We start from the raw sequence: 26,288 nt of genomic DNA on the forward strand, positions 1-26,288 counted from the left end.
CACACGGACCGTTGCTCCACCTGCGCGTGGCTCGGAGAGGTCCAGGGATCGGCGTCTCCCCCCGGAGTGCCCGTTCAGGCGAAGCGCGAACGCAGCACCTCGTCGCCCTCGGCGTCGGTGACGACGAACCCGCCGGCCTGGTCCCGGAGCACCGAGGAGTTGAGCCGGCACACCATCTCGGCCGGACCCGTGCCGCGGAACGCGCCCGCCGGGACGGGGCGTCCGGCGCGGTCGAGGACGGTGACGTCGTACGTCTGCCCCTCGGCGAACCCCGACGCCGTGAGCACCATCTCGACGCCCCAGGTGTGGTCGATCGTGCCAGCGGTGGCGCGGATCGCGGGGTCGAGGGACTGCACCGCGACCGGGTCGACGGGCGGCTCGCCCGCGGCGCCGACCGCGAGGCCGATCCCCACGCCGGCGAGCCCGACCACCGCCGCGACGGCCGCCGTCGCGAGCAGGGGTGCGAGCCGCCGCCGGGACCGGGGTGCCTCCCGCGGCTCCTCGTCCGCGCCGAGACGGTCGAGGACCGCGGCGAAGCCGTCGGGGGACGGCGGGCTCCCTGGCGCGGTCCTGCCCGCGGTCCGTGCGGCGTCCGGGTCGACGTGACGCAGCGGCCCGGCGAGCGGCACCAGCTCGGCGAGCTCGGCGCGGCACGACGCGCAGGTGCGCAGGTGGGCGTCGACCTCGGCGCGCTCCTCGTCGTCGAGCGCCCCGAGCGCGTGGGCGCCGAGCTGCTCGCGCAGCCGCTCGTGGCCGTCGGGCGTCGTGGTCACAGCGGGACTCCCATGTCGTCCATGATCTGCCGCAGGTTCTTCAGGCCGTAGAAGACCCGGCTGCGCAGGGTGCCGATCGGGACACCCTGCTCCTCGGCCACCTCGGCGTACGGGCGGCCCCGGACCGAGGTCTCGACGATGGCGCTGCGCTGGTCGTCGCCCAGTCGCGTGAGGGCCTCCTCGACGAACCAGGCGGTGACGAGGTCGTCGCTGAAGTCGTCCCGGCCCGCGGGCCCGGACCGGTCCGACACCAGCGACAGGTCGCCGGGCGCGGTCGGTGTGCTCGGGCGGCTCCGCGCGTGGCGGACGTGGTCGATCACCGCGTTGCGGGCGATGGTGAACAGCCACACCCGCAGGCTCGCCACCGTCGCGTCGTAGCGGTCGGCGTGGCGCCAGGCCCGCACGAACACCTCCTGCACCACGTCCGAGGCGGCGCCCGGGTCGCGCAGCTGCCGCAGGGCGAAGCGCTCGAGCTCGCCGGCGTGGGCGCGGTAGGCGGCCTCGAGATCCTCGGTCCGGCGCAGGTCCACCGGCGCGCGCGCGATCCCTGCGGCCTCGCTCACCCGGTTCCCCCTGCGCGCTACGACGTCCGGAGCATCGTGATCGTTGCGGTGTGACCGCGTCGTGATGCGTGCGCGCGACGCGGCGACGCGGAGCGGGACGGCACGGGTCACTCCCGTCGGTACGGAGCGGCGGCCGGGAGCGTTCACCGACCTCGGGGAGGAATCCGCGGCGGATCGTGGTGAACGCGGCCGCCGAGGGCTCCGTAGAGACGGGCGATCCGGACATCCCGCCCATCGCCAGGAGGCCCCCGTGCACCGTGCACTCCCGAAGCTCGCCGCCCTGTCCGTGCTGACCGCCGGCGCGGTCCTGTTCTCGGGGGGTGCGGCCTACGCCGCCGATACCGAGGTCGACGAGCCCGAGACCTTCACCAGCATGTTCACCGCGATGGCGACCCCCGACATGGTCATCGGCACGAACGGCCAGCCGGCCCCGGGGCAGCCGGGCGCCACCGGCACCTTCAACTACCGCATCAACTCCGACGAGGACGTCATCTGTTACGACCTCACGCTGAGCGGCGTGACCGGTGAGTACATGAGCCCGGCGCGGACCGCGACGCACATCCACGAGGCCGCCGAGGGTGCCGCGGGCCCGCCGCGCCTCGCCTTCCCGAACCCCGCGGGCGACGGCGACACGCGCACCAGCTCCGGCTGCCTGCAGGGCCCGTTCACCACCGGGGTGATGGCGAACGGCCAGGACACCGGCACGGGCTTCACCGTCAAGGAGATCGAGGAGAACCCGGCGGCCTTCTTCGGCGACACCCACACCGCTGAGTACTCCGCGGGCGCGGTGCGCGGTCAGCTGATGGCGGTGCCGATGGGCGGCGTCGAGACCGGCGGCGGGGCCACGGCCGGCGCCACGGCGACCGGCGACGTCGCACCGGCCGCGCTCGGTGTGGGTGCCCTCGTCGCGGCCGCCGCCGCCGGGGCCGTCGCCCACCGCCGGCGCGGCACCAGCTCCTGACGATGCGTCTCGCCGCGCTCGTCCTCGGGGCCGTCCTGCTGCTCGCCGGGTGTGCGGGCGGCGGGGCGGTCCCGGGGGCGGCGCCCACCTCTCCGCAGGTCACCACCGGCGAGCGACCCGGGCCCGGGGCGGTGGTGCCGACCTCGGTGCGGGTGCCGGCCATCGACGTCGACGAGCCGGCGCTCCTCGGGCTCGGTGTCGCGTCGGACGGCAGCGCCGAGGTGCCGCAGGACTTCGGGCGGGTCGGCTGGTTCGACCGGACCCTCGCGGCGCAGCGCGCCGGGGCGGCCCCCGCCGACGTCCCGGTGCCCGCGGGCCGGGGCCCGACCGTGCTGCTCGGGCACGTCGACTCCCGCGCCGGCCCCGCCGTGTTCTTCCGCCTGCGCGACCTGCGCCCCGGGGACGTCGTCGAGGTCGGCCGGTCCGACGGGTCGGTGGCGCGCTACGCCGTCGAGCGCACCGAACAGGTGGCCAAGGACGCGTTCCCGACCTTCGCGGTGTTCGGGGCGACCGCCACCGACGTCCTGCGGCTGGTGACCTGTGCCGGCGACTTCGACCGCGGCGCGCGCAGCTACACCGACAACCTCGTGGTGCACGCGGTGCGACTCACGTGAGGGCGACTCACGTCAGGCGGCTCACGTCAGGGCGGCTCACGGGACGAGCCGGGCGAAGACGACCGTGTTGTCGCGGTACGAGCCCGCGGCGTCGTCGAAGTCGCCGCCGCAGGTGATGAGGCGCAGCTCGGGGCCCGCGGTGTCGCCGTAGACCTCGAGGCGCGGGAACCCGTCCTTCGGGTAGGAGCGCACGGCGTCGACCGCGAAGGTGCGCGCAGACCGGTCCGCCGCGGTGACCGTGATCCGGTCGCCGGGGCGGAGCCGCCCGAGGTCGTAGAACACCGACGGGCCGTTCGCGGCCGAGTCGACGTGCCCGAGGATCACCGACGGGCCGACCCGTCCGGGCGTCGGCGAGCCGCGGTACCAGGCGGCGTGGTCGTACGCCGGGCCCGGCACCGGGACCTCGAGGGTGCCGTCGGGCTTCAGTCCGACCGAGTCGACCGGCGAGGAGACGTCGATCGCGGGGATGGCGATCGTCGCCGGGGGAGACCCGGTGGCCGGCTGCTGGCGGGGTCCCGCGGGGGCGCTCGGTGGGGTCGAGGGCAGCGGGTCCGCGGCGACGGCGGCCGCCGGGGCGGGCGGATTCGTCCCGAGGAGCCCGGCGCCCCCCAGCACGAGGCCGAGCACCGCGAGCGCGCCGGCCGCCACCAGCAGGACCCGGGGACGGGCCGGTGCGGTGGGCTCGGTCATCGATTGCTCCCGTTGTGCGACGACTACTGGCTGGTATCGCTCGCTGAGCGAGCGATACCAGCCAGTAACCGATCAGTGGATCGGTGCAGGGGTCAGGGCAGGGTCAGTGCCGGGCGCCCGCGCGACGCCGGGCGGCGAAGCCCACGCCACCCGCGGCGACCAGGGCGACGATGCCCGCGGTCAGCAGGACGGGGGACGGTCCGCTGGTGGAGCCGCCGCCGGTCTCGACGCCGCCGGCCGGCATGGCCGGCATCTGGCCGGGCAGGTTGACGACGATGGTGGCGACGCCGATGGTCAGCCCGCCCTGGATCGCGTCGGTGCTGAACGCCTGGTTGAGCGCGGTCGCCGCGGTCTGCGAGAGCCGCACCGTGGTGCCGGTCAGGGTGGCGGTCCCGGCCGCGGCGTCGGTCGAGATGGGCTGCAGGGTCGAGCCGTCGAGGTCGAACAGCACCGCGGACTCGGCGATGGTCTGGCCGCCCGCGCTGACCTTGCCGCTCAGCGTCGCGGGGTTGCCCGGGTCGATGACGAAGTCGGTCAGCTCGACCTCGGTCTCGCCCTTGGTGAGGCTCAGGCCGCTGCCGTCGTGCTCGATGCGGCCCTGGACGTAGGGGTTGACGGCGCCGGGCTCGTAGACGGTGACGTTGCCCCCGGTGATCGGGAACGTCACGCTGCCGTCGGCGAGCGTGGCGTCGCCGATCGTGCCGGGGGTGACCTCGAGCTGGGTCAGGGCGTCGGTGAAGCCGGAGTCGAGCCGGACCGACGACGACTGGCCGGTGAGGTCGGGGATGGTGGCGACCGGGTCGGCGGCGGCCGCGGTACCGGCGGTGAGCCCGGCCAGCGCCAGGGCCGACACACCGCCGACGAGCAGGGTGGCGAACGTACGACGAAGGGTCACGAGAAGGCCTTCCGGAGCGAGATCAGCGTGCGGTGCGCAGCTGTTGTCCCTCGTCCGCGCCGGGCCGCCGACCGGTTCGGAAATGGTCGGATTCGACGGGAAACCGAACTGATCGGGCCGCCGGGACGAATGATGCCCTCCGATTCCCGGGTTTCGTTTCCCGGACAATTCGAGGCGTCGTCCGTGCTGGTCAGGGCTCCGCCGGTGCCGGGCTCGATTCCTCCGGGAACGGATCAGCCCGTGCGCGCGAGGTCGTCGTCGTCGAACGGGTCGACCGCCTCGATCGCGTCGTCCACCGTGCCCGCACCGGCACGCCACAGGCGCGCGTAGGCCCCGTCGCGCGCCAGGAGCTCGGCGTGCGCGCCCTCCTCGAGGATCCGTCCCCCGTCGATCACGACGATGTGGTCGGCGCGCGCGGCGGTGGCGAGGCGGTGGGCGACGACGAACGTCGTGCGGGGCGCCGCACCGGTGCCGCGCGAGACGCGGTCGCCCGCGGCCAGCACGGCGCCCTCGGTGGCGGGGTCGAGCGCGGCGGTGGCCTCGTCGAGCAGCAGCAGCCGGGGGTCCACGAGCTCGGCCCGGGCGAGGGCGACGAGCTGGCGTTGACCGGCCGAGAGCCCGCCGCCCCGCTCGCCGATGGGCTGGCGGAAGCCCGCCGGCAGCGACGCGATCATGTCCACGGCGCCGACGTCGCGCGCGGCCTGCTCGATCCGCGCGGGGGTGGCCTCCGGGTCGCCGTAGGCGATGTTCGAGGCGACGTCGCCGACGAACAGGTGCGCCTCCTGTGGGACGACCCCGAGGCGCCGGTGCAGCGTCGGGATGTCGAGGTCGCGGATGTCGACGCCGTCGAGGAGCACGGTGCCCGCGGTGGCGTCGTAGAACCGCGCGACGAGCTTGACCACCGTCGACTTCCCCGCCCCGGTGGCGCCGACGAGCGCGACGGTGCGCCCGGGCGGCACGTGCAGGGAGAAGTCGGCGAGCGCGGGCGTGGTCGCGCCGGCGTAGGTGAAGCCGACGTCGCGCATCTCGACCTCGCCGCGCAGGTCGTCGAGCACCACCGGGTGCTCCGGCGAGGGCACCGACGTCGGCGTGCGCAGCAGCTCGCCGATGCGCATGAGCCCGATGCGTGCCTGCTGGTAGCCGTCGAACACCTGCGAGAGCTGCTGGACGGGGCCGAAGAACATCGCGAGGTAGAGCAGGAACGCCGCGAGGATGCCGGGGGACAGGCCGCCGGTGGCGACGCGGGCGGCGCCGACGCCGAGCACCGCGGCCTGCGCGAGGTCGGAGAGCATCGCGGCGAACGGGAAGTACGTCGCGATCATGCGCTGCGCGCGGACCCGCGCGCGGCGGTAGGCGTCGCTGTTGCCGGCGAAGGTGGCCGCCGAGCGCTCCTCGTGGGTGTGCGCCTGGGCCACCCGCAGGCCGGCGACGTTCTCCTGCAGGTCGGCGTTGACGACGCTGACGCGCTCGCGCGCCTCCGCATACGCCGCCGAGACCATGCGCCGGAAGATCAGCGTGGCGACGATCAGCACCGGCATCACGGCGAACGAGACGAGCGCCAGCTCGAGGTCGGTGACGAGCAGAGCCACGGCCACACCGAGGACGGTGAGCAGGCTGACCACGGCCTGCGCCATACCCGTCTGCAGGAACGACGAGAGCGCGTCCACGTCCGTCGTCATCCGCGTCATGATCCGGCCGCCGAGCTCGCGCTCGTAGAAGTCGAGCCCGAGGCGCTGCAGGTGCGCGAAGCTGCGCGTGCGCAGCAGGAACAGGCGCCCCTCGCCGATGCGGGCGGTGAGCACGGTCTGCGCCGCGACCACCACCCAGTCGACGGAGACCACCACCAGACCCAGCCCGACGGACAGCCACAGGATGTCGAGCGAGCCCGCCTGGATGCCGCCGTCGACGGCGAGGCGCGCGAGCGACGGGAACGCCACGGTGGCCGCGGCGTCGAGGCCGAGGAGCACGACGGCGAGCACGAGGGCCCACCGCACGGGGCGCATCAGCCGCCCGAGCCGGAAGCCCGGGTCGGGGGCGGTGGGGTCCTCGCCGTAGAGCCGGGGCTCCTCGGTGGCGGGCGGCAGCTTCTCCAGGGCCGCCGTCATCTCGGTCGGCGCCGCCCCGTCGAGCCCGCCGGCGAGCGCCTCCGAGCCCGAGGAGACCGTGATCGGCGCCGGCGGGGGGACCGGGCGGTCGGGCGCCGGGTCGTCGGGCCACAGGGCCGGGGTGATGGTGGCGTCCCGACCCTCGGCCGCCGAGGCAGCGGGGTCGGCGGGCTCGTCGAGCACCCACCCCGGCTCGTCGATGAGCTCCGCAGGCCCCGCGAGCAGCTCGCGGAACAGCCGGCAGCGGCCCTCGAGCTCGGCGTGGGTGCCGACGTCGACGACCCGGCCGCCGTCGAGCACCGCGATCCGGTCGGCGAGCGAGAGCGTCGAGCGGCGATGGGCGATCACCAGCGTGGTGCGCTGCGCGGTGACCGCCCGCAGGGTCTCGCCGATCGCGGCCTCGGTGGTGGGGTCGACGGCGGACGTGGCGTCGTCGAGCACGAGGACCCGCGGGTCGTAGAGCAGGGCGCGGGCGAGCGCCACGCGCTGGCGCTGGCCACCGGAGAGCGTCAGGCCCCGTTCGCCGACGCGGGTGTCGTAGCCGTCGGGCAGGTCGTTGATGAAGCCGTCGGCCTGCGCGGCGGCCGCGGCGGCGCGGATCTGCTCCTCGGTGGCGTCCGGGCAGCCGTAGGCGATGTTGGCCCGCACGGTGTCGGAGAAGAGGAACGCCTCCTCGAACACCACGCCGACCGCGCGGCGCAGGGCGTCGAGGCGCAGCTCGCGCACGTCGACGGCCTCGCCCGGCGGGCCGATGCGCAGCGCGCCGGCCTGCACGTCGTAGAAGCGCGGGGCGAGCAGCGCGACCGTCGACTTGCCCGACCCCGCGGTGCCGACGAGCGCCACCGTCTCGCCGGGCGTGATCTCGAGCGTCAGCCCGTCGAGCACCGGCTCGCTGCGCGCGTAGCCGAACCGCACGTCGTCGAGCTCGACGCCGAGCGGCCCCGCCGGGACCTCGCGGGCCGCCGGCGCATCGACGATCTCGGGCTGGGAGTCGATGAGCTCGTAGACCCGCTCCACGCCCGCGCGGGCGAGCTGGCCGGTGACGACCAGCCCGGCGACGAGCCGCGCGGGCCCCACGAGCGCCGCGACGTAGGAGGTGAACGCGATGAACACCCCGAGCGAGATCTGCCCGCTGACCGCGAGCGCGCCGCCGAGCCCGAAGACCCCGAGCTGGCCCACCGTCGGCAGCGCCTGGAGCGTCGGGGTGAGACGGGCGTTGAACCGCGCCGCCCGCAGCCGCTGGGCGTAGAGCCGCCGGGCGGCGTCGCGCAGCCGGCCCGTCTCGCGGTCCTCCTGCCCGAAGCCCTTGACGACGCGGACGCCGGTGACGGCCTCCTCGACGTGCTGGGCGACCTCGGCCGCGCTCTGCTGCGCGGCCCACGTCGCCGGGAACAGGCGCCGTCGCATGCGTGCGGTGAACAGGACGCCGACCGGCAGGATGATCATCGATGCCACCGTGAGCAGCGGCGAGAGCCACAGCATGATGCCGATCGAGACCACCAGCTGCCCGAGCGTGCCCGCGACCAGCGGGACCATGCCCAGCAGGCCCTGGACCTGCTGCAGGTCGGAGTTGGCGCGCGAGACGACCTGCCCGGTGCGCAGCGCGTCCTGTTTGGGCCCGTCGAGGCGTGAGACCGAGCCGAACACGCGCCGGCGCAGGTCGTGCTGCACCCCGAGCGAGAGGCGCCCCCCGAGGTAGCGGCGCAGGAAGGCGGCGCCGAAGCGGACGACGGCGATGGCGGCCATCGCGATCACCAGCGGGCCGAGGCCCGCGGTGGATCCGGCGACCGCGCGGTCGACCGCCGTGCCGATCAGCAGGGGTCCGACGGCCTCGAGGCTGACGCCCAGCACCGACGCCGTGAGGGCGGCCACGGTGAGCGAGGGGCGGCGCCAGCAGTCGCTCGCGAGACGTCGCATCCAGCCACGGGCGGGGCCGGTCGGCACGTCCTCACGGGCGGGGACGTGCTCGGTGGTGCGCTCCGTGGTGCCCTCCGGAGAAGTGGTGGTGGATGGGGAGGTCCCTCCCAGATTAGGACGGCACCCCGACAGGCGGCCCGATCGCGGACCCCGACGTGACGAACGACCGGCGTCGTGGTCGAATACCGGCGTGCGCCACTTCCTGCTCGGCCCCCTCTGGGGGAGCCGCCGCGCGCACGTGTTCGACGAGCGGTGTCGACGGGCCTGACGAGCCGATCGTCGCGAGCCATCCGGCCGCGACGTCCCGTCCCGTCGCCCGCGCGCCGCACCGGTCCCTCCCTGACCCCGGGGGCTGTGCGCGCGTGGACGCCCGCACCCGGAGGAACGACCGTCGTGACCGCCCTGGTCGACACACCCACGCACGTCAGCCCGCACGCCAGCCCGCACGCCAGCCCGTTCGCCCGTCCCCGCACCCTGCGCGCCGACCGCCGCCGCTGGCAGGACGGCCCGACCCCGGCGAGCCTCGCCGACCTCGTCGCCCTCACCCGTGAGGTGGCCGACGAGGTCCACGCCGGCCGCCACGCCGTCGAGGTCGACCCCGTGCACCGCTGGTCGCAGCGCCTGCACGCCGACGAGCACCTCGACGTCTGGCTGATCTCCTGGGCCAGCGACCAGGCCGCCGAGCTGCACGACCACGGCGGCTCGCTCGGCGCACTGACCGTCGTGCGCGGCGGCCTGACCGAGTGGCGCTGGACCGCCGGCAGCGAGGACGACGACGCCTGCCGTGCCGAGGAGCTCGCCTCCCGCGGTCCGGGGCTGCGCCGCCGGGTCCTCGAGCCCGGTCGTGGCGTCGCGTTCGGCCTCGGGCACGTCCACGACGTCAGCAACCGCGCGCTCGAGACCGCGGTCAGCGTGCACGCCTACTCCCCGCCGCTGTCGGCGATGTCGTACTACGGCGTCGAGGGCGGCGTGCTCAAGCGCACGCGCTCCGAGCTGGTCGCGCCCGGGCAGTCTCCCGAGTGAGTGCGATCTCCGATCTCCTCGACCGCGCCCGGGCGCGCCTGCGGCGGCTCGACCCCCGCGACGCGGCCCAGGCCGTCGACGCCGGCGCCCTGCTCGTCGACATCCGCCCGGGCTGGCAGCGCCTCGACGAGGGCACGGTGCCGGGCGCGGTGGTGATCGAGCGCAACCACCTCGAGTGGCGCCTCGACCCGACGTCCGACGCCCGGATCGCCGAGGCGGACTCGCCCGACCGGCAGTGGATCGTCCTCTGTTCCGAGGGCTACACGTCGTCGCTCGCGGCCGCGGCACTCCAGGAGATCGGCCTGCACCGGGCGACGGACGTCGTCGGGGGCTTCCGCGCCTGGTCCGCCGCCGGGCTCCCCACGGCGCCGGGGTCCGACGAGCGCCCCGACTACGCCCAGCCCCATCAGGCACGGCCCCATCAGGCCCGGCCCCGTCACGCACAGGGCCCTGGCCCGTCACACGACGACTGAGCGATGATCCCGGGGTGGACACGCCGGAGACCTGGATCACCCCGCTCACGCCGCTCTCGTTCCTGCGCCGGTCGGCCGCGGTGTACCCGGAGAAGGTCGCGATCGTCCACGGGACGGCGCGCCACACCTACGCCGACTTCGCCCGGGACGCCCAGCGCCTGGCGCGCGGGCTGCGAGCGAGCGGCGTCGGGCCCGGCGACCGCGTCGCGTGCCTGCTGCCGAACGTGCCGGAGATGCTCGTGGCGCACTTCGGGGTGCCGCTGGGCGGGGCGGTGCTCGTCGCGGTGAACACGCGCCTGTCGAGCGAGGAGGTGCGCTACATCCTCGACCACTCCGGCGCCACGGTCCTGGTGGTCGACTCGACGCTGCGCGCGGTCGTCGACCCGGTCGCGGACTCGCTGGAGACGGTGCGGGAGATCGTCACGCTCGTCGACCCGCAGGGCCCGGACGCGGGCACGTCGGTCGAGGGCGCGACGTGGGACGACCTGCTGGCCCGCGGCGACGACGGGGCCGATCTCCCGTGGGAGGTCGACGACGAGCGCTCGACCATCAGCATCAACTACACGAGCGGCACCACCGGACGCCCCAAGGGCGTGCAGTACCACCACCGCGGCGCGTACCTGAACTCGCTGGGCGAGATCGTGCACTCGTACCACGACCCGTCGAGCGTCTACCTGTGGACGCTGCCGATGTTCCACTGCAACGGCTGGTGCACGCCCTGGGGGATCACCGCGATCGGCGGCACCCACGTCTGCCTGCGCGAGGTCCGCGGCGACGCGATCTGGGCGCTCATCGACGAGCACCGGGTCACCCACCTCAACGGCGCGCCCACCGTCGTCACCACGATCATGAACGCCGCCGAGGCCCGGACCCTGGACTACGCGCTGGTGGTGACCACCGCGGGCGCCCCGCCGAGCCCGACCACCATCCTCGAGATGGAGAAGATGGGCTTCCGGATCGTCCACGTCTACGGCCTCACCGAGACCTACGGGCCCTACACGGTGTGCCAGTGGCAGGAGGACTGGCGCGGCCTCGAGGAGCACGAGCGGGCGCGGCTGCAGGCCCGCCAGGGCGTCGGGATGCTGATCGCCGAGCCGGTGCGGGTGGTCGAGACGCTGGACGAGGACGTCGCCGACGATGCGTCGGCCTGGGCGTCGGTGCAGCTCGTCGACGTGCCGGCCGACGGCCGGACGATGGGCGAGATCGTCATGCGCGGCAACAACGTCATGTCCGGCTACTTCCGCGACGACGACGCGACGGCCAAGGCGTTCGCCGGCGGCTGGTACCACTCCGGCGACCTGGGGGTCATGCACCCCGACGGCTACGTGGAGCTGCGCGACCGGGCCAAGGACGTCGTCATCTCCGGCGGCGAGAACATCTCGACCGTCGAGGTCGAGCAGGCCGTGCTGAGTCACCCGGCGGTGCTCGAGGCCGCGGTCGTCGGTGTCCCCGACGAGCGGTGGGGCGAGCGCCCCAAGGCGTTCGTGGTCCTGCGGCAGGGCAAGGACGCCGAGCCGGACGCGATCATCGACCACGTCAAGGGCGCCATCGCCCGCTACAAGGCGCCCCGTGACGTCGAGATCGTCGAGGAGCTCCCGAAGACGTCCACCGGGAAGATCCAGAAGTTCGCGCTGCGCGCCAAGGAGTGGGGCGACAGCGGGACCCGCATCCGCGGCTGAGAGACGTCAGCGGCCACGCACTCGCACGCCGACAGGGCCACGCACTCGCACGCCGACTCGCCCGCCGCGCGCATGGGAGGGGCCGGTGGGGGGAACGGCTGGCGGACGGCGGAGGATGTCCGCCGAGTCGCGACGAAGGCGAGGACGCGTGAGCGAGGAGTCCGTCGAACGGGGCGAGGCCGTCCTGGACAACGACATGACGGCGCTGGACACCGAGCCGGCGGTCGTGATGGACGAGGACCGCATGGGTGCCGATCCGCTCGAGGACGGCATGGACACCCCGGAGGGCTACAGCCGGGACGTCCGCCTCGGGGGCACCCAGCAGTGGGAGACCCAGTCGCCCAGCATCGACTACCGGCTGCCCCAGGAGGAGCCCGAGGCGCAGCCCGAGCAGCCGCCAGACCGGCCCCTGGCGGCGACGCCGATCGACGAGCTGGACGAGTCGGTCGACGACCCGGCGAACGCGGTCGACGGCGTCGGGGGCGGCGCGGTGCTCGACAGCGTCGGGGCCGACGGGGCGACCGAGGGCGAGCTCCTGGCCGAGGACGCGACCGAGATCGAGCTCGGCGTCTCGTCCGCCGCGGACGCCGTCGAGGCCACCGGCCTTCCCGCGGACGACGCGATCGCCGAGGTCGCGGCCCTCGACAACGAGCCGGGCACCGCGGAGGAGCAGGCCATGCACGTGGAGCAGGAGAACTGAGCGCGCGGGGGGTCGCGCGCCCCGAGGTGCCGCGACGGGTGGTGCTGGCCGCGGGCGCCGTGGGGCTCGCGGTGCTGCTCGTGCTCGTCGGGGCCCTCATGGGCGGCTGGCGGCCCTTCACCGCCGCGCCCGACGTGCTGACGTTCGGGCCCGGCGGCGACCTGGAGCAGTTCACGCTCTTCGACGGTCAGTGCGCCCGCGGGGAGCTGACCGGCGGCGGCACCTTCGGCGAGGCCGCGGACGCCCAGTGCGGCACGCCCCACGACGTCGAGGTGGTCGCCTCGCGGGCCCCGATCGACGAGGGGCGCCCGGTGGCCTACCCGGGCGAGGCCGCGCTCGCGGACTTCGGGCGGGCGTACTGCGCCCTGTTCGCCGACTCGGAGCTGCTCGTGCCCACGTCCGGGGGCGTCGACCGTGCTGACCTGCGGATGACCGCGGTGATCCCCTCCGAGGCGGCGTTCGACGCGCCGCGCACGTCGGGAGCGTCGTCCTCCGGGGCCCGTCAGGTCAGCTGCGTCATCTCACGTACTGACGGTGAGCCACTGACCGATCGCTTCTCGGTGATCTGATCGGCCCAACCGGTCAGGTCCGGGAGAGGTATTGCCCCGTGTGGGTGTGATGACGACCATGGGCGCCCATGAGCACCCTTCCCGCTGGCGCGAACCGCCGGACGCTCAAGCGCAAGGCGGTGGTCGCGAGCACGGTCGGCACCACCATCGAGTGGTACGACTTCTTCCTCTACAACACCGCCGCCGCCCTGGTGTTCGGGCCCTTGTTCTTCGCCAACAACGAGGTCGGCGGCGTCCTGCTGGCGTTCTCGACCCAGTTCGTGGGGTTCGCGGCGCGTCCGATCGGCGCCGCGATCTTCGGGCACTACGGCGACCGCATCGGGCGCAAGCAGAGCCTGGTGGCGACGTTGCTGATCATGGGCGGGGCGACGGTGCTGATCGGGTGCCTGCCCACCTACGAGACCATCGGCATCGCCGCGCCGATCCTCCTGACGCTGTTGCGGGTCATGCAGGGCATCGGTGTCGGCGGCGAGTGGGGCGGCGCGGTGCTCATGTCCATGAAGTGGGGCACCCGCAAGCAACGCGGCCTGATGGCGGCGTGGCCGCAGGCGGGCGTCCCCATCGGGCTGGCGAGCGGCACGGCCGTCGTCTACTTCTTCTCGGGCCCGGAGTTCCTCGAGTGGGGCTGGCGGGTGCCGTTCCTCGCCAGCATCGTCCTCATCGCCGTCGGGCTCTGGATTCGCCTCACCGTCCTCGAGTCGCCGGCGTTCGCCCAGGTCAAGACCTCGGGGAAGGTCGCCAAGCTGCCGCTGGCCGAGACCCTGCGCACCCAGTGGCGCGACGTCGTCAAGGCCCTGCTGGTGCGCACCGCCGAGCAGGCGCCGTTCTACCTGTTCACCTCGTTCGTGCTCGTGTACGGCACCCAGCAGCTCAAGCTCGCGCGCGGTGACCTGCTGCTCTATCTCATCCTCGCGGCCTGCATCGGCATCGTCAGCGTGCCGTTCTTCGGCTGGCTCTCCGACCAGATCGGCCGGCGCCTCGTCTACGGGGCGGGTGTCGTGCTCACCGGCCTGTACGCCTTCCCGTACTTCGCCCTGCTCGACACGCGGGTCGGCGGGCTCGTGCTGCTCGGGATGATCCTCGGGCTCGTCTTCCACGACATGATGTACGGCCCGCAGGCGGCCCTGATCTCCGAGAGCTTCGGCACCGGCATCCGCTACACCGGCGCCGGCCTCGGGTACCAGCTCGCCTCCATCACGGCAGGCGGCCCCGCCCCGCTGATCGCCACCGCGATCCTCGCGGGCACAGGAGAGACCACCTGGATCTCCATCTACATCATCATCTGCGCCTTCGTCTCCCTCGCCGCGCTGCTGACGATGCACCCCCGCGATCCCGCGCTGGACGAGGCCGACTTCGCGTCCGAGGACGAGGCGGGTCAGGACACGAGCCGGGGCGCGGCGCAGGCCTGAGGCGCGGCATCCTGGACGGGATGCCGATCCGCCCGCTCACACCCGACGCCCTGACCGACGAGCTCGTCGCGGCGATCGAGCGCGCCGGACCCGGCCGGGTCCGGGTGCTCGTCGACGGGGCCCCGCCGGCCCGGACGGAGGTGCTCGCGGACGCCCTGGTCGATCCGTTGCGCGTACGCTCCCGGCCCGTGGTGCGCGTGTCGGCCTGGGACTTCCTGCGCCCCGCCTCGGTGCGCCTCGAGCGCGGGCGCACCGATCCGGACTCGTTCTACGACGACTGGCTCGACGCCGGCGCGCTGGTCCGCGAGGTGCTCGCGCCGATGGGTCCCGGCGGGAGTGGCCAGGTCCTGCCCCGGCTCTGGGACGTCGACGTCGACCGCGCCGCGCGCGTGGACCGGGTGGCGTTGCCGCCGTCGGGCGTCGTGGTCGTCGACGGCCCGCTGCTGCTCGGTCGCGGCCTGCCGGCGGAGCTGGCGGTCCACCTCGCGCTCTCGGCCACCGTGCTCGAACGCCGCACGCCCGCCGACGAGGCCTGGACCCTGCCCGCCTACGCCCGCTACGACGACGAGGTCGACCCCCTCGCCGTCGCCGACCTCGTTGTCCGCGCCGACCACCCCGACCGCCCGGCCCTGCAGACCGCCTGAGACATCCTCCGCGAGTGCAAGCCCTGCGTCCTCGCTGGCACTCAGCGCCAGAAAATCCGCTTCGATCACCCGGTCTGCGTCGCCTCGCGGAACCGCGCCCAGACCTCGGGACGGAGCGTGGGCCGGAAGCCATCAACCCGCGAGCACCCGGGTTCCGCGTGCCCTCGCAGACCTGACGTCAGGCGGCCTTACGCCGTGCCCGCAGCGCGAACCCGGGGTAGCCGGCGGCCGCCTCGGCGTCGCACATCTCGCGGTAGCGCGCGAAGCCGCCGGCGTAGGGCAGGAAGACCCGGGGCTTGCCCGGCACGTTCGCGCCGAGGTACCAGGAGCTGGCCGCCTGCGGCAGCAGCGTCGCGTCGGCCGCCTCGCGCACGTGCTCCGCCCAGCCGGCCTGCGCCTCGGGCGTCGGCTCGGCCTCGAGGTCGTGCTCGCGCAGGTGCACGACGAGGTCCGCGATCCAGTCGACGTGCTGCTCGATCGAGGTCGGCATGTTGGTGAGCACCGAGGGGCTGCCCGGCCCGGTGATCGTGAAGAGGTCCGGGAAGCCCGCGACGCCGAGGCCGAGGTACGTGGTGGCGCCCTCGGCCCACGCGTCGGCGAGCGACTGCCCTCCCGTGCCCCGGATCCCGAGCCGCAGCAGCGGCCCGGAGAGGGCGTCGAAGCCCGTGGCGAACACCAGGACGTCGAGGGGGTGCTCGGCCCCCGACGTCAACAGCACCCCGGTCGGCGTGATCGCCACGATCGGGTCGGCGCGGACGTCCACCAGGGACACGTTCGCCCGGTTGTAGGTCTCGAAGTAGCCCGTGTCGATCGGCGGGCGCTTGGTCGCGAACGGGTGGTCCCGCGGCGTCAGCGCCTCGGCGGTGGCCGCGTCGTCCACCGTCTCGTGGATCTTCGAGCGCAGGAAGTCGGAGGTGTCCTCGTTGACGGCGGGGTCGGTCAGCACGTCGCGCACGGCCGCCCGGAAGCGCAGGCCGCCCCGCTCCCAGGCCCGCTCGAGGAGGGCGCGCCGCTCGTCGTCGGGCAGGGCGAGGGTGTCGACGTCGCTGACGACGAAGGGGTGCCCGTTCGTGGACGCCTGCTGGAGCTCGCGGATGGCGGCGTAGTCGGCCTTGTAGCCCGCGGCCTCCTCCGGGGCGAGCGGGGCGTTGCGGGCGGGGATCGAGTAGTTCGCGGTGCGCTGGAAGACGGTGAGGTGCCCGGCCGACTCGGCGAGCACCGGGATGGCCTGGATGCCGGTGGACCCGGTGCCGACCACCCCGACCCGTCGGCCGGCGACGTCCACGCCCTCGTGCGGCCACTGCCCCGTGTGGTGCCACTCCCCGGTGAAGGACTCCAGGCCCGGGATGTCGGGCACGTTCGCCGACGACAGGCAGCCGACGGCGGTCACCAGCCAGCGGCAGGTCCAGCGTCCGCCGTCCTCGGTGTCGATCACCCAGCGGTCGCCGTCGCGGGCGGCCGACACGACCGTCGTCGAGCACGAGATGTCGCGCCGCAGGTCGAAGCGGTCGGCCACGTGCTCGAGGTAGGACAGGATCTCCGCCTGGCCGGAGTAGCGCTCGCTCCAGTCCCACTCCTGCTCGAGCTCGCGGGAGAAGGCGTAGCAGTAGTAGTAGCTCTCGGAGTCGCACCGGGCGCCCGGGTACCGGTTCCAGTACCAGGTGCCGCCGACGCCCTCGGCGGCCTCGAGCCCGTGGACCGAGAGGCCGCGCTCGCGCAGGCGGTGGATCGTGTAGAGCCCGGCGAAGCCGGCCCCGATGACGACGACGTCGGGATCGTTGGCCACGCTCACGAGTCTCGGTGGCCACGCCGCGCGGGACAACCGTCAGCGCAGCGAACAGCCCGGGTTCAGGGTGCCGTCGGGGTCCAGTGCGGCCCGCACGCGCCGCAGGACGTCCAGGGCGCCGGGGTCGCCGAGCTCGGCGAGGTGGTGGGCCTTGGCGCGCCCGACCCCGTGCTCGCCCGACACCGCACCGCCCAGCGCGATCCCGGCCGCGAACACCCCGTGCAGCGTCGCGGCCAGCTGCTCCGCATCGGGCTGGAACACCGCGAGGTGCACGTTCCCGTCCCCGGCGTGGCCGCAGCCCAGCACCCGCGAGCCGTGGGCGTCGCCGACGGCGCGGGCCCGCCCGAGGAACGCCGCCATCGCCGAGCGGGGCACGACGAGGTCGACGATCTCGTCGGCGCCGGCCGCCTTGACCGCCCAGAACGCCTTCTCCCGCGCCTCGACCAGCCGCCGCGCCGACCCCGCGGGCAGGTCGAACACCTCCGCGGCCCCGAGCGCGGACAGGGTGTCGGCGAGCTCCTCGGCGTCCTCGTCGACCCGTTCCGCGCGGCGCCCCGCGAGCTCGACGAGCAGGTGGTCGGCGTCCACGAGGTCCTCGGGCAGGCCGAGGGTCAGGTCGGCGGCGGCGCAGACCGCGCGCATGGTCGGGCCGTCGAGGTACTCGCACACCGTCGGCGCGAGCCCCGCGCCGACGATGCGCCCGACCGCGGCGGTGACGGCGTCGGCGGACCCGAACGGTGCCAGCACCGTGCGCCGGGCGGGCAGGTGCGGGTGCAGGCGCACGATCACCTCGGTGACCAGCGCGAGCGTGCCCTCGGAGCCGATGAGCAGCTGGGTGAGGTCGTAGCCCGAGGACATCTTGGCGAGCCGCCCGCCGGTGCGCACCACCGTCCCGTCGGCGAGTACCGCCTCGAGGCCCAGCACGTGCGCGCGGGTGACGCCGTAGCGCACCGCGCGCATGCCGCCGGCGTTGGTGGCGACGGTGCCGCCGAGCGACGCCGTCTGCTCGCCGGGGTGCACGGGGTAGGTCAGGCCGTGCTCGCCCGCGGCGGCGTCGAGGTCCTCGAGCGCCACCCCGGGCTGCACCACGGCGACGGCGTCGACGGGGTCGATCTCGAGGATCCGGTCCATGCGGGCGAACGAGAGGAGCACCGCGCCGTCGTCGGGGGTCGCGGCGCCCGAGAGGCCGGTGCCCGCGCCCCGCGCGGTGACGGACGCGCCGGCGGCCCGCGCGGCGCGGACCACCGCGACCACCTCGTCCCGGTCCGCGGGCCACACGACGTACGCGGGCTTGCCGGCCGGCACCCCGAGCGCCTCGTCGGCGCACAGGTCGGCCACCGACGGGTCGTCGCCCGCGATCACGTGCTCGGCGCCGACGGCGTCGGCGAGCGCCTGGAACATCCCCGTGTCCTAGCACGATCCGCTACGCTCCGAACCGGTTGCGAAATGCAATCAGAACGAGGAGGCGTCGCATGGGCCGCTTGATGTACTCGATGATGACGACGCTCGACGGCTACACCGCGGACGCCGACGGCGACTTCGGCTGGGGCATCGAGCAGGACATGGAGCTGCACCGCTACTTCGAGGAGCTGATGCGGCCGGTCCGCACCTTCCTCTACGGCCGCCGGATGTACGAGACGATGGTCTTCTGGGAGACCGCCCACGAGCTGCCCGACGAGCCGCCCGAGATGGCCGAGTTCGCACGGACCTGGCAGGCGGCCGACAAGATCGTGTTCTCGAAGACGTTGGACACCGTGTCCAGCGCCCGGACCACGATCGCCCGCGACCTCGATCCCGACGCGATCCGGGCGCTCAAGGAGACCGGCGACCTCACCGTCGACGGCCCCGGGCTCGCGGCCGCGGCGCTCGCGGCCGGGCTCGTCGACGAGATCGGGCCGATCGTCGTCCCCGTCGTCGTCGGCGGCGGGACGCGCTTCCTCCCCGACGGCGTCCGCCTCGACCTCGAGCTCGTCGAGGAACGGCGCTTCGACAGCGGGGCGGTCCACCTGCGCTACCGGACTCGTTAACGTCTCGGGCCATGGTGGTCCGCGACGCCCCGGTCGTCTCGCACGTCGAGCACTCCGAGCACGCCCGGCGGCCGCGGCGCGTCGAGGTGGTCGAGGTGCTCGACGTGACCCCGCGGATGCGCCGCGTGCGCCTCGCCGGCGACCTGCACGACCTGCCGGTCACCGGCCCGACCGACCACGCCAAGCTCTTCTTCCCGCCGGCGCCGGGGGAGGAGCCGCCGGAGCCCCGGCTGACCGCACGCGGGCTCGCCGCCCCGCCGGCGGGTACGCCCCGGCCCTACCGGGAGTACACGCTGCGCCGTCACGACCCCGCCGCGGGCACCGTGGACGTCGACCTCGTGCGCCACGGCGGCGGGCTCGCCGGGACGTGGGCCGAGGACCCGCGCGGTGCCCTGTGGCTCTACGGGCCCCGCTCGAGCGCGTCGGTCGCGGCGCGGGACTGGTACCTGCTCGGGGGTGACGAGACGGCCCTGCCTGCGCTCGCCCGCTGGCTCGACCAGCTGCCCCCGGTGCCGGTCACCGTCGCGGTCGAGGTCGCCGACGCCGCCGAGGAGGCCTACCTCGCCGACGTCCCGTCGCACGTCACCGTGCACTGGCGCCACCGCGACGGCGCCCCGGCGGGCACCACGGGCCTGCTCGACGACGTCGTCGCGGGTTTCACGCCCCCGCCCGGCGAGGGCTTCGCGTGGATGGGGGCCGAGGCGGGCGAGCTGCGCCCGGTCCGCCGGCGCCTGCGGGCGATCCTGCCGACCGCCGCGGTCGACCTCGACGGCTACTGGCGCCGCGGCGTGGCGGGCACGGGGCTGGGCTGACCGGCCCACGTGAGTGATGTTCACGGCAATAGCCGGGAATTTCACTCACGTACGCGACCGATCCAGAGCAGGCCCAGGATGGGCAGGATCACGGGGACGAAGCCGTAGCCGACGCCGAAGTCCGACCAGACCGTCGGGTCGGGGAAGTCCTCGGGCCGCAGCAGGGACAGCGTGCCGATCCCGAGCACGCCGACGAGCTCCACGACGACCGCGACGAGCGCCACCCGCCGGGCACCGCGCCCCAGGGCCACGGCCGCGACGAGGTAGACGGCCGCCGCGAACGCCGAGAGCAGGTAGGCCTCCGGCGCGCGCTCGAACTGCACCGCGATCTGGTAGATCGCCCGGGCGCCCGCCGAGATCGCGAACACCACGTAGACCACGAGCAGCACCCGGCCGGGACCGGCCGACAGCGACCGGGTCTCAGGCACCGGTCACCGTCCAGACCTGCCCCGTGCGCAGCGACAGCACCGCGAGCGTGACGCCCGCGACCGCGAGCACCACCGAGCCGTAGCGGGTGCGCTCGCCGTGGGCCAGCGCCGCGCCGATGGGCAGCACCACCAGCGTCGCGATCAGGTAGCCGACGATCTCGACGACGGCGCCCGCCGACCGCCCGCCCAGCACGACGAGCCCGACGACGAGCACGAGCGCCTGCACGAGCGCGACGGCCTCGAGCGCCAGCAGACCGATGCGGTGCGCCTTGGTCGGGGCCTGGCCGACGGCCGCGGACACCGCGCACCACAGCGCCCACGCCAGCGCGAGGGCGAGCACCGCGAAGGTGAGGCCGGCGATCACGCGCGGCAGCCTACGAGCCGGTCATCCGGCACTCATCCCGTCACCCCGACCTCGGCGAGGAACGCGGCCATCGCGTCGACGCTGCGGAACCGCTCGATGTCGAAGTCGTCGAGCGGCAACCGGCAGCCGAAGGTGTCCTCGATCCCGACGATCAGCGTCACCAGCGCCAGCGAGTCGATCAGGCCGTCGGCGACGAGATCGGTGTCGGACGAGGGCACCTCGACGCCGAGCCGGTCACGCACCAGGTCGATCAGCTGGTCGTTCACCGCTCCGGTGCTGGCGTCCGGCATGGTCAGCGTCCTCCTGTCGCGGCGCGCGCGGGGGTGAAGCGCTCCCGCAGCGCCGGGCGGTCGATCTTGCCGTTGACGTTGTGGGGCAGGTCGTCGAGCTCGGCCCACCGCGCGGGCACCATGTAGCGCGGCACGAGCTCGGCGACGGCGGTGCGCAGCTCGGTGGGCGGGAGCTCGTGGCCCTCCGCCACCGAGTAGGCGCAGCAGATCGTCGTGCCCTCGAAGCCGCCGGTGTCGACGCCGACCACGGCGCACTCCCGGATGCCGGCGACGGTGGCCAGCGCGGCCTCGATCTCGCCGAGCTCGATGCGGTACCCGCGGCTCTTGATCTGCGAGTCGGCGCGTCCGAGGAAGTGCACGACGCCGTCGACGTCGGCGCGCGCCAGGTCGCCGGTGCGGTAGAGCCGCTCGCCCGCGACGGGGTCGGCGCGGAACGCGGCCGCGGTCTTCTCCGGGTCGCGCCAGTACCCGGGCGAGAGCCCGGCGCCGCCGATCCAGAGCTCGCCCGTCTCGCCCGCGGGTACCGGGGCCATGGCCTCGTCGAGGACGTGCAGCTCCTCGCCGTCGCACGCCCGGCCGATCGGCACCGGCAGGGTCTCGTCGGCGGGGACCTCGGGCACGTCGAAGAAGCTCGACGCGATGGTGGCCTCGGTGGGGCCGTAGAGGTTGGTGAACCGGACGTGGGGCAGCCGGCGCATCCAGTGCGCGAGCACCGGCGTCGGCAGCACCTCGCCGCACCACAGGAGCCGCTCGAGGGCCGGGAAGTCGTCCTGGGCGACCGCGTCGAACCGCGCGAGGTAGGTCAGCACGCTCGGCACCGAGAACCACTGGGTGAGCGCGCGGTCGCGGATGAACGCCGCCGTGCCGCGCGGGTCGATGCCCAGCGGCGCCGGGACGAGGTGCAGCTCGGCGCCCGCGGCGAGCGTCGCGTAGATGTCGAAGGTCGACAGGTCGAAGTGCAGCGGCGGGTGCCCGGAGATCCGGTCACCGGGCTTCGGGCCGAAGTGGCGCAGCGCCCAGTCCACGAACGCGAGCACCGTGTCGTGGGTGATCATCACGCCCTTGGGCGCGCCGGTGGAGCCGGACGTGAAGAGCAGGTGGGCGAGGTCGGCGGGCGCCGCTCCGGGCGCGTCGGCGGGCGCCGCGAGCAGGTCGGCGCGCGTGAAGGCGGCCGGAGTGAAGGCGGCGTGGGCGTCGTCGATCGCCCCGACCACCGGGAGCGGGCCGGGCAGCTCGGCGAGCACCTCGTCGAGCAGGGCGCGCGACCCGGCGTCGACCAGCACCACCTCGGGCTCCGCGGCCCCGACGATCCGCGCGACCCGCGAGGCCGGCCCGGCCGGGTCGACCGGCACGTAGGCGCCGCCGGCCCGCAGCGTCCCGATCAGCGCCGCGACCGTCCACGGCGCCTTCTCCGCGAGCACGCACACCCGCGCGCCCGGCGTCAGGCCGTGCGCGAGCAGCACGTGGGCGACCCGGTTCACCGCGGCGTCGAGCTCGGCGTAGGTCAGGGTCTCGTCGACGCCCACGAGCGCGGGCCGGTCGGCGTGCCGGTCGGCGGACGCGGCGAGCAGGTCCTGGAGGTGGCGGGTCATGCGCGGGCCGCCGCTCCGGCGCGGGCGAACACCTCGCCCGCGTGGCCGAGGTCCTCGGCCGCCGGCGGGATGTCGAGCACGAACACCTCGGTGCCCCGCTCGACGTAGCGCGCGACCTCGGCGGCGACGCGGTCGTGCGAGCCCACCAGGTAGGGGCAGAACGACTGGTAGTTCTCGAACGGGCCGAGCCAGTAGGGGTCCGGTTCGGCGCCGAGGTCGGCCTGCGGGGTCGGGGCCGTGTTCCGTGCTGAATCCCGGGCGGCGGCGAGCTGGTGGTGCCAGTGCGAGTCGGAGACGCGCATGGCCATGGCGTGGGCGACCTGGCCGGCGCGGTCGACCGGGAAGCGCTCGTGGGCCACGCGCCAGGCCTCGTCGGCGTCGTCGCGGGCGATGATGCCCATCCGGACGCCGCCGCCGGTCGGGGCGTCGGCGTCGGCGACGGAGCCCGCGCCGAGCGGCTCGGGGTAGCGGATGGGCGTCGCGCCGATCGCCTCGGCCGCGGCCCGGCCGGCGGGGGACGAGCCCGAGATCAGCACCTCGGGCATGAGCTCGGGGGGAAGCGCCGGGGCCAGGCGCAGGTTGTGCACCTGGTGCCAGCGCCCGTCGACCGTCACCGTCTCCCCGCGCAGCAGGGCCGTCAGGATCTGCGTGTACTCGACGGTCCGGGCGTAGCGGTCGTCGTGCTCGGTCCGGTCCCCGAGCGCGACGAGGTCGTTCTTGAACCCGCCGGCCAGCATGTTCAGGTGCACGGAGCGGCCGTGCAGGTACGCCAGCGACGACACCATCGACGCCGCGGTGTACGGGTGCATGTACACCGGCTGGACCGCGACGAGCGGGGCGAGCCGCTGCGTCGCCGCGATCGCCGTCTGCGACACCAGCCACGGGTCGGCGATGCCGTTGTCGGTGTAGACGAGCATCCCCGCGCAGCCGGCCTCCTCGCTCCAGCGCGCGGTGGCGGCCACCGCGTCGAGGTAGTCGGCCGCCGGCACGTCCTTGGACTGCGGGCACGTCGAGTAGACCGTGAGTCCGGTCGGGGTCATGCGGCTTCCCTCCCGCGCCAGAGCAGGTGGTGGCCCATCCACCACTCGCCGTCGAGCCTGGTCAGCAGCGTGTCGTCGGCGTCGAGCGCCGCGAGCACGCCGGTGTCGTCGGAGTCCACCAGCGCCCAGGCGCTCGGCCGGACCACGCAGCGGCGCCGGCGCACCGCGTCGGCGAGCGACGGCTCGAGCCGTCCCGCCACCGCGGCCGCGCCGCGCGCGTCGGCCTCGGCGATGAGGTGGTCGAGCACCGGGCCCGGGTCGGGACCGGTGGCCGCGAGCTGCTGGACCTGCGCGATCCCGCCCGTGGGCACGAAGGCCACGTACCAGCCGAGCACCCGGCCGTTGCGCCCCCGCACCAGGCGGCGCAGCACCTCGCCGCGGACCGGGACGACCGCGTCGAGCTCGGCGAACAGGCCGGTCAGGTACGGCTCGTCGTAGTCCGGGTGCAGCCGCCAGTGCCGCGGGGCCGAGGACGTCTGCTCGAGCAGGCCCTCGACGGTCAGGGGCTCCGCGGTGACGTCCGGGTCCGACGCCGGGGCCGGGCGGGCGCCGATGCGGGGGATCCGCCGGGCGAGCGCGTCCAGCCCGCCGCCGACGCTGCGCAGCGGACCGGGGACGGGTCGGCCGCGGTCGCCGAGCAGCGACGCGACCGTCGACGTCGGGCGCAGCACGCGGTACCAGCCGAACGACGGCGCCGTGCGGACCCGGCCGCGCAGCGTGCGCCAGATCTGGCGCATGTAGTCGGTGGCCCCGTCGGTGATCGTGAGGTCCTGCGGGCCCTGCATGTAGGTGCGGGTCAGCAGCGCGCCGATGCCGGGGTTCGACGGCTCGGCGACGAGGTGCCCGGAGCAGCCCACGCGCAGCGCCCGGCCGTCGAGCCGCACCCGGCGCGGGTACGAGCCGAGGAAACCGATGATCGCGCCGTCGCCGCCCTCGGCGACCAGCGGCGGGATGTCCGGGTCGGTCCACACGGCGTCCAGGCACAGGCGCTCGAGGTAGCCGACGAGCGGCGCCGGCGGCGTGGCGCCACCCGACCGCGCGACGCGCTCGTAGAGCGAGGCGACGGCGGGCAGGTCCTCGCGCGTCAGGGGTCGGATCGCGCTCATGCGGTGCTGCGTGTCCCCTCGACGACGTACCCCTCGATGTAGAGCCGGTCCAGCGCGATGCCGGCGAAGGTGTCGAGCGCGGTGCCGGGATCCATGATCAGCGGCTGGCCCTTGACGTTGAACGACGTGTTGACGACGACGCCCGCCCCGGTGCGGGCCTTGACCTCCCGCAGCAGCCGGGCGAAGCCGGGGGCGAGGTCGTCGCGCACCGTCTGGATCCGCGCCGAGTCGTCGGCGTGCACGATGCCCTCGACCACGGTGCGCGCCTCGGGCCGGACCTGCGCGGTGCAGAGCATGTAGCGGTCGGGCTCGAAGCCGCGGGTGACGAAGAGGCGGTCGACGTCCTCGTCGAGCACCGCGGGGGCGAACGGGCGGAACGCCTCGCGGAACTTCACCGCCCCGTTGATCCGCTCCTTGATCCGGTCGCCGTCGGGGCGGGCGAGGATCGAGCGGTTCCCCAGCGCCCGGGGCCCGAACTCCATGCGCCCGTGGAACCAGGCGACGATCCGGTCGGCGGCGATGTCCGCGGCGGCCCCGGCGAAGTACTCCGCGGTCACGCCGACGTGGGTCCACCGCAGGTCGGGGCGGGCCTCGAGGGCCGCGCGCACCTCGTCGGGGTCGTAGCGCGGGCCCAGGTAGGGGTCGAACGCGCCGGTGACCGGGGCGAGCCCGCCGCCCTCACTCCCCTCACAGCGGGCGACGTGCCAGGCCGCGCCGAGCGCGGTGCCGTCGTCGCCGGAGGCGGGCTGGACGAACATCGCGTCCACGCCCGGCAGCGCGGCGATCGACTGGTTGGACTTGCAGTTGAGGAAGGTCCCGCCGGCGAGGCACAGGTTCCGCTCGCCGGTGCGCTCGAGCCACACGGAGGTCAGCTCGACGAGCAGCGTCGTCAGCCGCTCCTGCAGGGCGGCGGCGAAGTCGGCCTCGTCGCGGTGGATGTCGCCGTCCGGCGTCCGCGGGGTGAACGAGGCCTCGGCCAGGTACGCGCGGGCGTGCGGGTAGCCCTGCTCGGCGTCGGCGAGACCGTTCGTGGGCCAGTCGACGGTCACCGTGCCGCGGTCGGCGTCGACGCGGGCGAGCTTCTCGAACACCGGGCGGAAGCGCTCGGGGTCGCCGTACGGGGCGAGCCCCATGACCTTGTACTCGTCGTTGTTGAACTGGAAGCCGAGGAACCGGGTCGCGATCGAGTAGAGGATGCCCAGCGACGACGCGATCGGCGTGGTGTGCAGCCGCTCGAGCGACCCGTCGACGGCCCGGAACACCGAGAGCGACTCGGTCTCGCCCATGCCGTCGCTGACGATGCACAGCGCGCGGTCGAACCCGCTCGGCACCAGCGCGGACTCGGCGTGCGCCTCGTGGTGGCGCACGGGGCGGAAGCGCTCGGCCACGCGGGTCCAGCCCAGGCCGGTGAGCCCGTCGATCACGGTGGCGCTCGAGTACACCTCGTCGAACGGGGCGCCGGTGATCTCGAAGGCGCGGCGGTGGCGCTCGTAGTCGAAGCCGTGGGCGATCAGGTCGACGTCGTCCGGCGTGACCCCGGCCTCGCGCAGGCACCACGCGATCGCCTGCTCGGGCAGGCGTCCCGTGCCCTTCTCGCCGGTGAACCGCTCCTCGGACGCGGCGGCGACCAGACGGCCGTCGACGACGAGCGCCGCGGCGCTGTCGAGGCCCTGGACGATCCGCTCGTCGAGGGGGGAGAGGTCGGGGTGGGTGCGGCGCAGGTGCTCCTGCGCGCGCGGCAGGCCGGAGAGACCCAGGACGATCACGGAGCTTCCCCTCGGTCTTGCGGACACGACGTTGTGAGCGTTCTCCACTATCGCGTGGGGGT

General features: G+C 74.6%; 25 protein-coding genes. 11 read left to right on the forward strand and 14 right to left on the reverse strand.

Features of this window, described 5'->3' with window-relative positions:
• Positions 1-74 precede the first annotated feature (74 nt).
• On the reverse strand, positions 75-773 hold the full coding sequence (locus PH191_RS02800; protein WP_274193101.1) for a zf-HC2 domain-containing protein: 699 nt from the start codon (positions 771-773) through the stop codon (positions 75-77).
• Positions 770-1,336, reverse strand: a complete 567-nt coding sequence (locus PH191_RS02805; protein WP_274193102.1) for a sigma-70 family RNA polymerase sigma factor — start codon at positions 1,334-1,336, stop codon at positions 770-772. The genes PH191_RS02800 and PH191_RS02805 overlap by 4 nt, the downstream gene beginning before the upstream one ends.
• 250 nt (positions 1,337-1,586) lie before the next feature.
• Between PH191_RS02805 and PH191_RS02810 the strand changes: the two genes are divergently transcribed.
• Positions 1,587-2,297 (forward strand): CHRD domain-containing protein, encoded by a 711-nt coding sequence (locus PH191_RS02810; RefSeq protein ID WP_274193103.1) that lies wholly within the window; start codon positions 1,587-1,589, stop codon positions 2,295-2,297.
• A 2-nt stretch (positions 2,298-2,299) separates the two neighbouring features.
• Positions 2,300-2,911, forward strand: a complete 612-nt coding sequence (locus PH191_RS02815) for a class F sortase (protein ID WP_274193104.1) — start codon at positions 2,300-2,302, stop codon at positions 2,909-2,911.
• A gap of 36 nt (positions 2,912-2,947) precedes the next feature.
• On the opposite strand, the gene PH191_RS02820 is transcribed toward PH191_RS02815, so the two are convergent.
• From PH191_RS02820 to PH191_RS02830, 3 genes are all read right to left on the reverse strand, one after another.
• Positions 2,948-3,601, reverse strand: coding sequence for a class F sortase (locus tag PH191_RS02820; RefSeq protein WP_274193105.1), 654 nt, complete (start codon positions 3,599-3,601; stop codon positions 2,948-2,950).
• A 103-nt stretch (positions 3,602-3,704) separates the two neighbouring features.
• Entirely contained in the window at positions 3,705-4,496 is a 792-nt protein-coding gene (locus PH191_RS02825) for a hypothetical protein (protein ID WP_274193106.1), read from the reverse strand.
• Positions 4,497-4,729: 233 nt separating this feature from the next.
• The gene (locus PH191_RS02830; RefSeq protein WP_274193665.1) at positions 4,730-8,518 is read right to left on the reverse strand and encodes an ABC transporter ATP-binding protein; all 3,789 of its coding nucleotides are present in this window, start codon (positions 8,516-8,518) and stop codon (positions 4,730-4,732) included.
• 393 nt (positions 8,519-8,911) lie between these two features.
• Here PH191_RS02830 and PH191_RS02835 point away from each other — a divergent pair, with 393 nt between their 5' ends.
• From PH191_RS02835 to PH191_RS02865, 7 genes are all read left to right on the forward strand, one after another.
• The gene (locus tag PH191_RS02835; protein WP_274193107.1) at positions 8,912-9,541 is read left to right on the forward strand and encodes a cysteine dioxygenase; all 630 of its coding nucleotides are present in this window, start codon (positions 8,912-8,914) and stop codon (positions 9,539-9,541) included.
• On the forward strand, positions 9,538-10,014 hold the full coding sequence (locus PH191_RS02840) for a rhodanese-like domain-containing protein (RefSeq protein WP_274193108.1): 477 nt from the start codon (positions 9,538-9,540) through the stop codon (positions 10,012-10,014). Before PH191_RS02835 ends, PH191_RS02840 begins: the two co-directional genes overlap by 4 nt.
• 14 nt (positions 10,015-10,028) lie before the next feature.
• Positions 10,029-11,693, forward strand: a complete 1,665-nt coding sequence (locus tag PH191_RS02845) for an acyl--CoA ligase family protein (RefSeq protein WP_274193109.1) — start codon at positions 10,029-10,031, stop codon at positions 11,691-11,693.
• A gap of 148 nt (positions 11,694-11,841) precedes the next feature.
• The gene (locus PH191_RS02850; RefSeq protein ID WP_274193110.1) at positions 11,842-12,393 is read left to right on the forward strand and encodes a hypothetical protein; all 552 of its coding nucleotides are present in this window, start codon (positions 11,842-11,844) and stop codon (positions 12,391-12,393) included.
• A 38-nt stretch (positions 12,394-12,431) separates the two neighbouring features.
• Positions 12,432-12,962 (forward strand): hypothetical protein, encoded by a 531-nt coding sequence (locus tag PH191_RS02855; protein WP_274193111.1) that lies wholly within the window; start codon positions 12,432-12,434, stop codon positions 12,960-12,962.
• 68 nt (positions 12,963-13,030) lie between these two features.
• Entirely contained in the window at positions 13,031-14,371 is a 1,341-nt protein-coding gene (locus tag PH191_RS02860) for an MFS transporter (protein WP_274193112.1), read from the forward strand.
• Between the two features lie 20 nt (positions 14,372-14,391).
• On the forward strand, positions 14,392-15,015 hold the full coding sequence (locus PH191_RS02865) for a nucleoside/nucleotide kinase family protein (RefSeq protein ID WP_274193113.1): 624 nt from the start codon (positions 14,392-14,394) through the stop codon (positions 15,013-15,015).
• 178 nt (positions 15,016-15,193) lie between these two features.
• On the opposite strand, the gene PH191_RS02870 is transcribed toward PH191_RS02865, so the two are convergent.
• Together PH191_RS02870 and PH191_RS02875 are read right to left on the reverse strand one after the other, a co-directional pair.
• On the reverse strand, positions 15,194-16,801 hold the full coding sequence (locus PH191_RS02870; protein WP_274193114.1) for a flavin-containing monooxygenase: 1,608 nt from the start codon (positions 16,799-16,801) through the stop codon (positions 15,194-15,196).
• A gap of 39 nt (positions 16,802-16,840) precedes the next feature.
• Positions 16,841-18,202 carry an FAD-binding oxidoreductase gene (locus PH191_RS02875; RefSeq protein ID WP_274193115.1) on the reverse strand — a complete coding sequence of 454 codons (1,362 nt, stop codon included), beginning with the start codon at positions 18,200-18,202 and terminating at the stop codon, positions 16,841-16,843.
• Positions 18,203-18,273: 71 nt separating this feature from the next.
• Here PH191_RS02875 and PH191_RS02880 point away from each other — a divergent pair, with 71 nt between their 5' ends.
• A complete protein-coding gene (locus PH191_RS02880; RefSeq protein WP_274193116.1) occupies positions 18,274-18,828 on the forward strand; it encodes a dihydrofolate reductase family protein in 555 nt (184 codons plus the stop codon).
• Between the two features lie 11 nt (positions 18,829-18,839).
• Positions 18,840-19,640, forward strand: coding sequence for a siderophore-interacting protein (locus PH191_RS02885; RefSeq protein ID WP_274193117.1), 801 nt, complete (start codon positions 18,840-18,842; stop codon positions 19,638-19,640).
• Between the two features lie 41 nt (positions 19,641-19,681).
• Here the strand turns inward: PH191_RS02885 and PH191_RS02890 are convergent, their stop codons facing one another.
• From PH191_RS02890 to PH191_RS02920, 7 genes are read right to left on the reverse strand one after another with little or no spacing between them, the layout of a single operon-like run.
• A complete protein-coding gene (locus PH191_RS02890; RefSeq protein WP_274193118.1) occupies positions 19,682-20,068 on the reverse strand; it encodes a hypothetical protein in 387 nt (128 codons plus the stop codon).
• Positions 20,061-20,432: a hypothetical protein gene (locus tag PH191_RS02895; protein ID WP_274193119.1), complete on the reverse strand. Its 372-nt coding sequence runs from the start codon at positions 20,430-20,432 to the stop codon at positions 20,061-20,063. Before PH191_RS02895 ends, PH191_RS02890 begins: the two co-directional genes overlap by 8 nt.
• Positions 20,433-20,464: 32 nt before the next feature.
• Positions 20,465-20,722, reverse strand: a complete 258-nt coding sequence (locus PH191_RS02900) for an acyl carrier protein (RefSeq protein ID WP_274191581.1) — start codon at positions 20,720-20,722, stop codon at positions 20,465-20,467.
• A 2-nt stretch (positions 20,723-20,724) separates the two neighbouring features.
• A complete protein-coding gene (locus PH191_RS02905; RefSeq protein ID WP_274193120.1) occupies positions 20,725-22,314 on the reverse strand; it encodes an amino acid adenylation domain-containing protein in 1,590 nt (529 codons plus the stop codon).
• Complete coding sequence (locus tag PH191_RS02910) at positions 22,311-23,354, reverse strand: LLM class flavin-dependent oxidoreductase (RefSeq protein ID WP_274193121.1); 1,044 nt, start codon at positions 23,352-23,354, stop codon at positions 22,311-22,313. Before PH191_RS02910 ends, PH191_RS02905 begins: the two co-directional genes overlap by 4 nt.
• Complete coding sequence (locus PH191_RS02915; protein ID WP_274193122.1) at positions 23,351-24,460, reverse strand: GNAT family N-acetyltransferase; 1,110 nt, start codon at positions 24,458-24,460, stop codon at positions 23,351-23,353. Before PH191_RS02915 ends, PH191_RS02910 begins: the two co-directional genes overlap by 4 nt.
• Positions 24,457-26,226 carry a carbamoyltransferase family protein gene (locus PH191_RS02920; RefSeq protein WP_274193123.1) on the reverse strand — a complete coding sequence of 590 codons (1,770 nt, stop codon included), beginning with the start codon at positions 26,224-26,226 and terminating at the stop codon, positions 24,457-24,459. The genes PH191_RS02915 and PH191_RS02920 overlap by 4 nt, the downstream gene beginning before the upstream one ends.
• Between the last annotated feature and the right edge of the window lie 62 nt (positions 26,227-26,288).

Origin of the sequence: Actinomycetospora callitridis (assembly GCF_028737265.1) — a bacterium.
Taxonomy (GTDB): domain Bacteria; phylum Actinomycetota; class Actinomycetes; order Mycobacteriales; family Pseudonocardiaceae; genus Actinomycetospora; species Actinomycetospora callitridis.

Bases quoted from the DNA above. Each gene is read 5' to 3' on its own strand.
- PH191_RS02815 (WP_274193104.1), top strand. From the start codon at position 2,300: ATGCGTCTCGCCGCGCTCGTCCTCGGGGCCGTCCTGCTGCTCGCCGGG.
- PH191_RS02820 (WP_274193105.1), bottom strand. From the start codon at position 3,601: ATGACCGAGCCCACCGCACCGGCCCGTCCCCGGGTCCTGCTGGTGGCG.
- PH191_RS02830 (WP_274193665.1), bottom strand. From the start codon at position 8,518: ATGCGACGTCTCGCGAGCGACTGCTGGCGCCGCCCCTCGCTCACCGTG.
- PH191_RS02860 (WP_274193112.1), top strand. From the start codon at position 13,031: ATGAGCACCCTTCCCGCTGGCGCGAACCGCCGGACGCTCAAGCGCAAG.
- PH191_RS02865 (WP_274193113.1), top strand. From the start codon at position 14,392: ATGCCGATCCGCCCGCTCACACCCGACGCCCTGACCGACGAGCTCGTC.
- PH191_RS02875 (WP_274193115.1), bottom strand. From the start codon at position 18,202: ATGTTCCAGGCGCTCGCCGACGCCGTCGGCGCCGAGCACGTGATCGCG.
- PH191_RS02880 (WP_274193116.1), top strand. From the start codon at position 18,274: ATGGGCCGCTTGATGTACTCGATGATGACGACGCTCGACGGCTACACC.
- PH191_RS02885 (WP_274193117.1), top strand. From the start codon at position 18,840: ATGGTGGTCCGCGACGCCCCGGTCGTCTCGCACGTCGAGCACTCCGAG.
- PH191_RS02900 (WP_274191581.1), bottom strand. From the start codon at position 20,722: ATGCCGGACGCCAGCACCGGAGCGGTGAACGACCAGCTGATCGACCTG.
- PH191_RS02905 (WP_274193120.1), bottom strand. From the start codon at position 22,314: ATGACCCGCCACCTCCAGGACCTGCTCGCCGCGTCCGCCGACCGGCAC.
- PH191_RS02910 (WP_274193121.1), bottom strand. From the start codon at position 23,354: ATGACCCCGACCGGACTCACGGTCTACTCGACGTGCCCGCAGTCCAAG.
- PH191_RS02915 (WP_274193122.1), bottom strand. From the start codon at position 24,460: ATGAGCGCGATCCGACCCCTGACGCGCGAGGACCTGCCCGCCGTCGCC.